Raw genomic sequence first — 7,790 nt, 5'->3', positions numbered from 1 at the left:
CAGGCGCTGGCCGAAAGCGGCAGCGCGCTGCGCGCCCAGCAGCAGGCGGCCGAAGCGGCCGAGGCGCGGCGCCTGCCGCTGGCCGCCGAGCTCGAGCGCCAGCGCGCCGCGCTCACCGCGGCCGAGGCCGCCATCCGCGGCGCCGATGCCACCGCGCAGGGGGCCGCGCAGCGCCACGCCCGGCTGCAAGGCGAGTGGGAGGCGGCCAGCGCGCAGGTGCCGCCGGAGCGCCGCGATCCCGCCCAGCTGGAACATGCGCTGGCGCGCGCGCGGCAGGAACTGGCCGCCGCCGAGGCCGCGCTGGCCGAGGCCCAGGCCGCCGACAAGCAGGCCGGCGCGGACCTGGCCGCGGCCCAGGCCGCGCAAGCCGCGGCGCAGGCCAGCGTTGCCGGCGGCGCGCAGCGCGAGGCGCAGGCGCGCGCGGCCTTCGACGGCGCGCTCGCGCAGGCCGGGTTTGCCACGCCGCAGGCCTATGCCGAGGCACGCCTGCCCGAGGCGGAGTCCGCGCAGCTCGAAACCCGCATCCAGCGCTTCGACCGCGACGTGGCCGCCGCCGCCGACCGCCGCGCGCGCGCCACGGCCGCCGCGCGCGACCTGGCGGCGCCCGATCTCGACGCGCTGCGCCAGGCCCAGGCGGCCGCGGCAAGCGCGCTGGAGGCGCTGGTCCGCCAGCAGGCCGACCTGCACCGCAGCCGCGAGAACCTGCTGCAATGCCAGCAGCGCCTGGACCGGCTCGCCGCCGACGGCGCCGACATCGAGCGCCGCTATGCCGTGCTCGGGCGCCTGTCCGAGGTGGCCAACGGCAACAACCCGCGCCGCATCACCTTCCAGCGCTTCGTGCTGGCCACGCTGCTCGACGAGGTGCTGGAGGCCGCGTCGCTGCGGCTGATGCGCATGAGCCGCAGCCGCTACGAGCTGCAGCGCGTGCGCGAGCAGGGCGACCTGCGCGCGGCCGGCGGGCTCGACCTGGAGGTGTTCGACCACAACTCGGGCGTGGCGCGCCCGGCCAACACGCTGTCGGGCGGCGAGGGCTTCCTGGCCTCGCTGTCGCTGGCGCTGGGGCTGGCCGACGTGGTGCAGTCGCGCGCGGGCGGCATCCAGCTCGACACGCTGTTCGTCGACGAAGGTTTCGGCACGCTCGACCCGGAAAGCCTGGACTTCGCCATCCACACGCTGATCGACCTGCAGCAGGCGGGCCGGCTGGTGGGCATCATCTCGCACGTGGCGGAGCTGCGCGAGCGCATCGACGTGCGGCTGGAGATCCGGCCCGGCGCCGCCGGCAGCCGCGCCGAACTGCAATTGCCCTGAGCCTGCCCGGCGCGGCGCGGAAAAGCGTAAGCTGCGTAAGCGCTCGCCGTGCCGCGCCGGGGGTGTCCGGCTAACGCACAAGCGATGCGGCGGCGCCTTGACCGTGCCGGGAGCACAGGTGTAATCTGTTCAGAGTGCGAATTGAGGTTCGCAGTTAGAACAAATCACAAGAACAAGAAAAACAAAGTCTGTTGGATTCGTGTCCGGCGGCACGCTCCCGCACCTGCGGCGGGGCGGGCAGGCCGGATGGCTCTTCCGGCAGGACTGTCCGGAGACAGCGTTCGCGCGCCGCCTGATGTTCCTCCTCGCGGCTTGGCGGCCGGTTTCGGATGGTTCGTCCGGGCTTTCGGAACTGGAACGCAAGTGATCAACAAGCTATTCGACTCGGTGGAAGCGGCGATGGCCGACATCCACGACGGCGCCACCATCCTGATCGGCGGCTTTGGCATGGCCGGCATGCCGGCGCAGCTCATCGACGCCCTCATCGCCCAGGGCGCGCGCGACCTCACCATTGTCAACAACAACGCCGGCAACGGCGATACGGGCCTGGCCGCGCTGCTCAAGGCCAGGCGCGTGCGCAAGATCATCTGCTCGTTCCCGCGCCAGGCCGACTCCTACGTGTTCGACTCGCTCTACCACGCCGGCGAGATCGAGCTGGAACTGGTGCCGCAGGGCAACCTGGCCGAGCGCATCCGTGCCGCCGGCGCCGGCATCGGCGGCTTCTTCACCCGCACCGCCTACGGCACGCCGCTGGCCGAGGGCAAGGAAACCCGCATCATCGACGGCCAGGGCTATGTGTTCGAAAAGCCCATCCACGCCGACTTCGCCCTCATCAAGGCGCAGCGCGCCGACCGCTGGGGCAACCTGACCTACCGCAAGACCGCGCGCAACTTCGGCCCGATCATGGCGATGGCCGCCAAGTGCCCGATCGTGCAGGTCAGCGAGATCGTCGAACTGGGCGAGCTGGACCCCGAGCACATCATCACGCCGGGCCTGTTCGTCAAGCGCGTCGTCAAGATCGACGCCGGCAAGACCCCCGTCTGAGCGACAAGGAGAATCCCGACATGCAACGCCTGACCCGCGATCAGATGGCCGCCCGCGTGGCCAAAGACATTCCCGACGGTGCCGTGGTCAACCTCGGCATCGGCCTGCCCACCCTGGTCGGCAACCACCTGCCGGCCGACCGTGAAATCCTGCTGCACAGCGAGAACGGCCTGCTCGGCATGGGCAAGGCGCCGCCCGCCGGCGAGGAAGACGGCGACCTGATCAACGCCGGCAAGCAGCCGGTCACGATCAAGCCGGGCGGCTCGTATTTCCACCACGCCGATTCGTTCGCGATGATGCGCGGCGGCCACCTCGACTTCTGCGTGCTGGGCGCGTTCCAGGTCTCCGAGAAGGGCGACCTGGCCAACTGGCACACCGGCGCGCCGGGCGCGATCCCGGCCGTGGGCGGCGCGATGGACCTGGCCATCGGCGCCAAGGAAGTGTTCGTGATGATGGAGCACCAGACCAAGCAGGGCGAGAGCAAGATCGTGCCGCAATGCACGTATCCGCTCACCGGCATGAACTGCGTCACGCGCATCTATACCGACCTGGCCACCATCGACGTGACGCCCGAAGGGCTGGTCGCGCGCGACCTGGTCGAAGGCCTGTCCTTCGAGGAACTGCAGCGCGTGACCGGCGTGCCGCTCCTGCAGGCTGCCACGGCCTGAGCGCCGCCGGGGCCTCCGCTTCACGATCACGATTCACGTACAAGCCACGTACAAGCAAGAGAGAGACAACATGACCGAAGCCTTTATCTGCGACGCCATCCGCACCCCCATCGGCCGCTACGGCGGCAGCCTGTCCGCGGTGCGCGCGGACGACCTGGGCGCGGTGCCGCTCAAGGCGCTGATGGCGCGCAATCCGAACCTGGACTGGTCCGCCATCGATGACGTGATCTACGGCAACGCCAACCAGGCTGGCGAGGACAACCGCAACGTGGCGCGCATGTCGCTGCTGCTGGCCGGCCTGCCGGAAAGCGTGCCGGGCGCCACCATCAACCGCCTGTGCGGCTCCGGCATGGATGCCACCGGCACCGCCGCGCGCGCCATCAAGTCCGGCGAAGCGGGCCTGATGCTGGCCGGCGGCGTGGAAAGCATGAGCCGCGCCCCGTTCGTGATGGGCAAGGCCACCAGCGCCTTCTCGCGCGACGCGCAGATCTTCGACACCACCATCGGCTGGCGCTTCGTCAACCCGGCCATGCGCGCGGCCTACGGCGTGGACTCGATGCCCGAGACCGCCGAGAACGTCGCCACCGACTACAAGGTCAGTCGCGAAGACCAGGACCTGATGGCGCTGCGCAGCCAGGAAAAGGCTTCGCGCGCGCAGGCCGACGGCACGCTGGCGCAGGAAATCACCGCGGTGACGATTCCGCAGAAGAAGGGCGACGCCATCGTGGTGGAGCGCGACGAACACCCGCGCGCCACCAGCATGGAAGCGCTGGCCAAGCTGCGCGGCGTGGTGCGCGCCGACGGTACCGTGACCGCCGGCAATGCCTCGGGCGTCAACGACGGCGCCTGCGCCATCCTGCTGGCCAGCGAAGCGGCCGCGAAGCAGCACGGCCTGACCCCGAAGGCCCGCATCGTCGGCATGGCCACCGCCGGCGTGGCGCCGCGCGTGATGGGCATCGGCCCGGCGCCGGCCACGCAGAAGCTGCTCAGGCAGCTCGGCATGACCATCGACCAGATGGACGTGATCGAGCTCAACGAAGCGTTTGCCGCGCAAGGCCTGGCCGTGCTGCGCCAGCTGGGCGTGGCCGACAACGACGAGCGCGTCAACCCCAACGGCGGCGCGATCGCGCTGGGCCACCCGCTCGGCATGAGCGGCGCCCGCCTCGTGACCACCGCCATGTACCAGCTGCACCGCACCGGTGGCCGCTTCGCGCTGTGCACGATGTGCATCGGCGTGGGCCAGGGCATCGCGATGGTGATCGAGCGCGTCTGACGCGCTGCGGTCCGGCGCGCGCGCCGCGGGCTCCGGTCCGCGGGGCGCGCCGCTGGCGCGCGGTTGGAAAACAGCCGCTAAAGAATGGCGTTTCACCGCCGTTAGCCTGCTATGGATGTGCAGGTTGATGAAGTTTCCCCCAACGCAAGAAGCAGCGCGACCGGGCCGACTGGCTCGCCGGTTCCGGCCGCATCTCTTCAGGCATGACCCGGCGCAGGCTTGCGCCGGTTGGAGTCAACGATGTCCCTTCCCGTTGCCACGCTCGTCACCGGCGCCAGTTCCGGTATCGGGCGCGCCATCAGCGAGATGCTGCTGGCCGATGGCGTGACCCAGGTGGTCAATGTCGACTATGTCGCCCCCGCCTGGTCCCACCCCAACATGACGTTCTTCCAGGCCGACCTGACCGACGCCGCGGCGACCCGCGCCGTGGCCGAGCAGGTGGTCTCGCGCTTCGCCGTCACGCGGCTGGTCAACAATGCCGGCGCCACCCGCCCCGGCACCGTCGACACCGCGCGTGTCGAAGACCTCGACTACGTGGTCGGCCTGCACCTGCAGGCCACCATGCTGCTGACCCAGGCCTGCCTGCCGGCGATGCGCGCCGCGCATTTCGGCCGCATCGTCAACATGGCCTCGCGCGCCGCGCTGGGCAAGCCCGAGCGCGTGGTGTATTCCGCCACCAAGGCCGGCCTGATCGGCATGACCCGCACGCTGGCGATGGAGCTTGGCGGCGACGGCGTCACCGTCAATGCCGTGGCGCCGGGCCCGATCGCCACTGAGCTGTTCCGCAAGAGCAATCCCGAGGGCAGCGAGCAGACCAAGCGCATCCTGGCCAGCATCGCGGTCAAGCGCATGGGCACGCCGGAGGATGTGGCGCGTGCCTCGATGTTCTTCCTGTCGCCGGAAAACGGTTTCGTCACCGGCCAGGTACTGTACGTGTGCGGCGGCACCACGCTCGGCGTCGCCCCCGTGTAAGCCCGTGGCGTGGACGCGGCGCATGCCGCGGTGTCATCATGCCGAAGCAATCCGCAGTCCATAACTAAAAAAGACGACCCGTGCCGCCGGTGCGGGCCGATAGCGATTTACCTGGAGCAAACATGAAAACCGATTTCCAAGCAAGCCCTCTGCACGTCAATACGCGCCGGCGCCTGCTGGCCGCCGGCGTCGCGCTGGCCGCGGCGTTCGCCGGCGTGGCCGGCAGCGCCCAAGCCCAAGGCACCTACCCGACCAAGCCGATCACCATGATCGTGCCGTTCTCGGCCGGCGGTACCACCGACATCCTGGCGCGCATCGTCGGCCTGCAACTGGGCAAGGCGCTCGGCCAGCCGGTCGTGATCGACAACCGTCCGGGCGCGGGCGGCAACATCGGCGCCGCGCTGGCGGCCAAGGCCCCGGGCGACGGCTACACGCTGTTCATGGGCACCATCGGCACCCACTCCATCAACCAGTCGCTGTACTCCAGGCTGCCGTACGATCCGGTCAAGGACTTCGCCCCGATCACGCGCGTGGCGATGGTGCCGAACCTGGTGGTGGTCAATCCCAAGGTGCCGGTCAGCACCATCAAGGAGCTGATCGCCTACGTGAAGGCCAACCCGGACAAGCTGTCGTATGGCTCGTCGGGCAGCGGCTCGTCGATGCACCTGTCGGGCGAGCTGTTCAATTCGATGACCGGCCTGCACATCCAGCACATTCCGTACAAGGGCAGCGCCCCGGCCGTGAATGACCTGCTGGGCAACCAGATCGGCCTGATGTTCGACAACCTGCCGTCGTCGTACCCGCACGTGAAGGCCGGCAAGCTGCGCGCCATCGCCGTGACCTCGGCCAAGCGCTCGCCGGCGCTGCCGAACGTGCCGACCGTGGCCGAAGCCGGCGTGCCCGGCTACGAAGCCACCTCGTGGTTCGCGCTGTACGCCACCGGCGGCACGCCGCAGCCCATCGTCGACCGCATCAACGCCGAAGTGGTGAAGATCCTGGCCATGCCGGACGTGCAGAAGCAGATGGCCGACCAGGGCGCGGAAGCCCATCCGGAAAAGCCGGCGCAACTGGCTGCCTTCATGAAGAGCGAAGCCGCCAAGTGGGCCAAGGTGGTGAAGGCCTCCGGCGCGACCGTGGACTGATGCGCTAGGCCCCGCTCGCTTCAGACCGTCGGACCGGCCGCGGTCCGGGACAGCCGTCCCGGCCGCGGCCTTGTCTTTTGGGCGCCATTCCCGGTGCCATTCCCGGTGCCATGCCGCGAGGACGAAAAAAAGCCCGCGGATCCCGCGGGCTCAATTCCGGCCCACTCACAGGGCAGGAGGAGACAAGAAAGCGTCACGGACGCATGTCTTCGCGCTCTTGCGCCGGGGCTGCTTCAGCCGAGGCTGTACTTGACGACCTGTTCTTCGACGCCCACGAAGCGCACCAGCTGCCGCAGGCCGCTGGCGTATTCCTTGATATGGTGGCCTTCCGGCGTGTCCGGCAGGCGGTAGTACACCGGCATCGAGGCGGCCTGCGCGGGCGGTGCCGCAGGTCCGTCGCCGTCGGCTTCCCAAGGGACATCCCGGTCTTCGGCGTAATCTTTTTGTCCTGGCATGGACGACTCCCGATCGATGGATTCGCATGCCCCGCGCCGTGGCCGAATAGCGGCACGGGCCATGCAAAAATGGCTATGTCTGCAAATGTATGGCAGCGGGTCGCAAAATGCTATTTCGTATTTTTTAATTCTGGGTGTGGTCGACGCTTCAATTTGTCATATATCGCGCAATGATCGGCCCGCGCGCGGGGTGCCGGCCCCGCCGCGCGGCCGGTGGCGGACAGCGCGCCGCGTGCCGTGCGCGCGCGGCTTTGCGCTAACATAGACGGTTGCCATGCCGGCCATCCAGGCCACGCGGCCCGCGCGAATCGCCCGCCGGGCGGCCTCCACGTCACCCCTTCTTGCATGTCCGTCCAGCACGCCCTCCTGACTTCCCTGTTGGAAAGACCGTCGTCCGGCTATGAACTGGCACGCCGCTTCGACCGCTCGATCGGCTATTTCTGGCATGCCACGCACCAGCAGATCTACCGCGAGCTGGGCCGCATGGCGCAGAACGGCTGGATCGCCGCGCAGGAGAGCAAGGGCGACGCGCGCAACCGCAAGAAGGTGTATTTCGTGCTGCCGCCGGGGCGCGACGAACTGGCGCGCTGGGTGCTGGAGCCCGCCAACGGGCTGGACGCGCGCGACGAGATCCTGGTCAGGCTGCGCGCCGACGCGGTCATCGGGCCGCTCGGCCTGGGCCCGGAAATGGCGCGCCTGATCGAGATGCACCGCGAGCGGCTGGAGACCTACCGCAGGATCGAGGTGCGCGATTTTGCCGCGGCCGAGCCGACGCGCGCGCAGCGCCTGCAGCATGCGCTGCTGCGCCGGGGCATCCGCTACGAGGAAGACTGGGTGGCGTGGGCCGAGGACCTGCTGCCGCTGCTGGCGCAGCCGGGCGGCGGCGCCTGAAAGGAGGCGCGGCCCGGCGCGCGAGGCGCCCGCGGCC

Annotated in this window: 8 protein-coding genes; 7 read left to right on the top strand and 1 reads right to left on the bottom strand. The window is 69.7% G+C overall.

What is annotated here, in order from left to right; genetic code table 11:
• The 6 genes from K206_RS0133755 to K206_RS0133730 all read left to right on the top strand — a co-directional run.
• Positions 1 to 1,308: SbcC/MukB-like Walker B domain-containing protein (locus K206_RS0133755; protein WP_020206706.1), on the top strand; the 1,308-nt coding region annotated here is incomplete at its 5' end.
• A gap of 363 nt (positions 1,309 to 1,671) precedes the next feature.
• Positions 1,672 to 2,352: a 3-oxoacid CoA-transferase subunit A gene (locus K206_RS0133750; protein WP_020206705.1), complete on the top strand. Its 681-nt coding sequence runs from the start codon at positions 1,672 to 1,674 to the stop codon at positions 2,350 to 2,352.
• Positions 2,353 to 2,372: 20 nt separating this feature from the next.
• A complete protein-coding gene (locus K206_RS0133745; RefSeq protein WP_020206704.1) occupies positions 2,373 to 3,020 on the top strand; it encodes a 3-oxoacid CoA-transferase subunit B in 648 nt (215 codons plus the stop codon).
• A 70-nt stretch (positions 3,021 to 3,090) separates the two neighbouring features.
• A complete protein-coding gene (pcaF, locus tag K206_RS0133740; RefSeq protein ID WP_020206703.1) occupies positions 3,091 to 4,293 on the top strand; it encodes a 3-oxoadipyl-CoA thiolase in 1,203 nt (400 codons plus the stop codon).
• Between the two features lie 240 nt (positions 4,294 to 4,533).
• Positions 4,534 to 5,265: an SDR family NAD(P)-dependent oxidoreductase gene (locus tag K206_RS0133735; protein ID WP_020206702.1), complete on the top strand. Its 732-nt coding sequence runs from the start codon at positions 4,534 to 4,536 to the stop codon at positions 5,263 to 5,265.
• 122 nt (positions 5,266 to 5,387) lie between these two features.
• Positions 5,388 to 6,407 carry a tripartite tricarboxylate transporter substrate binding protein gene (locus K206_RS0133730; RefSeq protein ID WP_020206701.1) on the top strand — a complete coding sequence of 340 codons (1,020 nt, stop codon included), beginning with the start codon at positions 5,388 to 5,390 and terminating at the stop codon, positions 6,405 to 6,407.
• Positions 6,408 to 6,640: 233 nt separating this feature from the next.
• Here K206_RS0133730 and K206_RS0133725 read toward each other — a convergent pair whose 3' ends face one another.
• Complete coding sequence (locus K206_RS0133725; RefSeq protein ID WP_029044391.1) at positions 6,641 to 6,862, bottom strand: hypothetical protein; 222 nt, start codon at positions 6,860 to 6,862, stop codon at positions 6,641 to 6,643.
• Between the two features lie 345 nt (positions 6,863 to 7,207).
• On the opposite strand from K206_RS0133725, the gene K206_RS0133720 reads away from it, so the two are divergent.
• Positions 7,208 to 7,753: a PadR family transcriptional regulator gene (locus K206_RS0133720; RefSeq protein WP_029044390.1), complete on the top strand. Its 546-nt coding sequence runs from the start codon at positions 7,208 to 7,210 to the stop codon at positions 7,751 to 7,753.
• Positions 7,754 to 7,790 lie beyond the last annotated feature (37 nt).

The sequence above is a fragment of the Cupriavidus sp. WS genome (genome assembly GCF_000395345.1).
Classification (GTDB): domain Bacteria; phylum Pseudomonadota; class Gammaproteobacteria; order Burkholderiales; family Burkholderiaceae; genus Cupriavidus; species Cupriavidus basilensis_B.
Note: the sequence above shows the minus strand (reverse complement) of the source record. Positions and strands in the feature narration are given on the sequence as shown.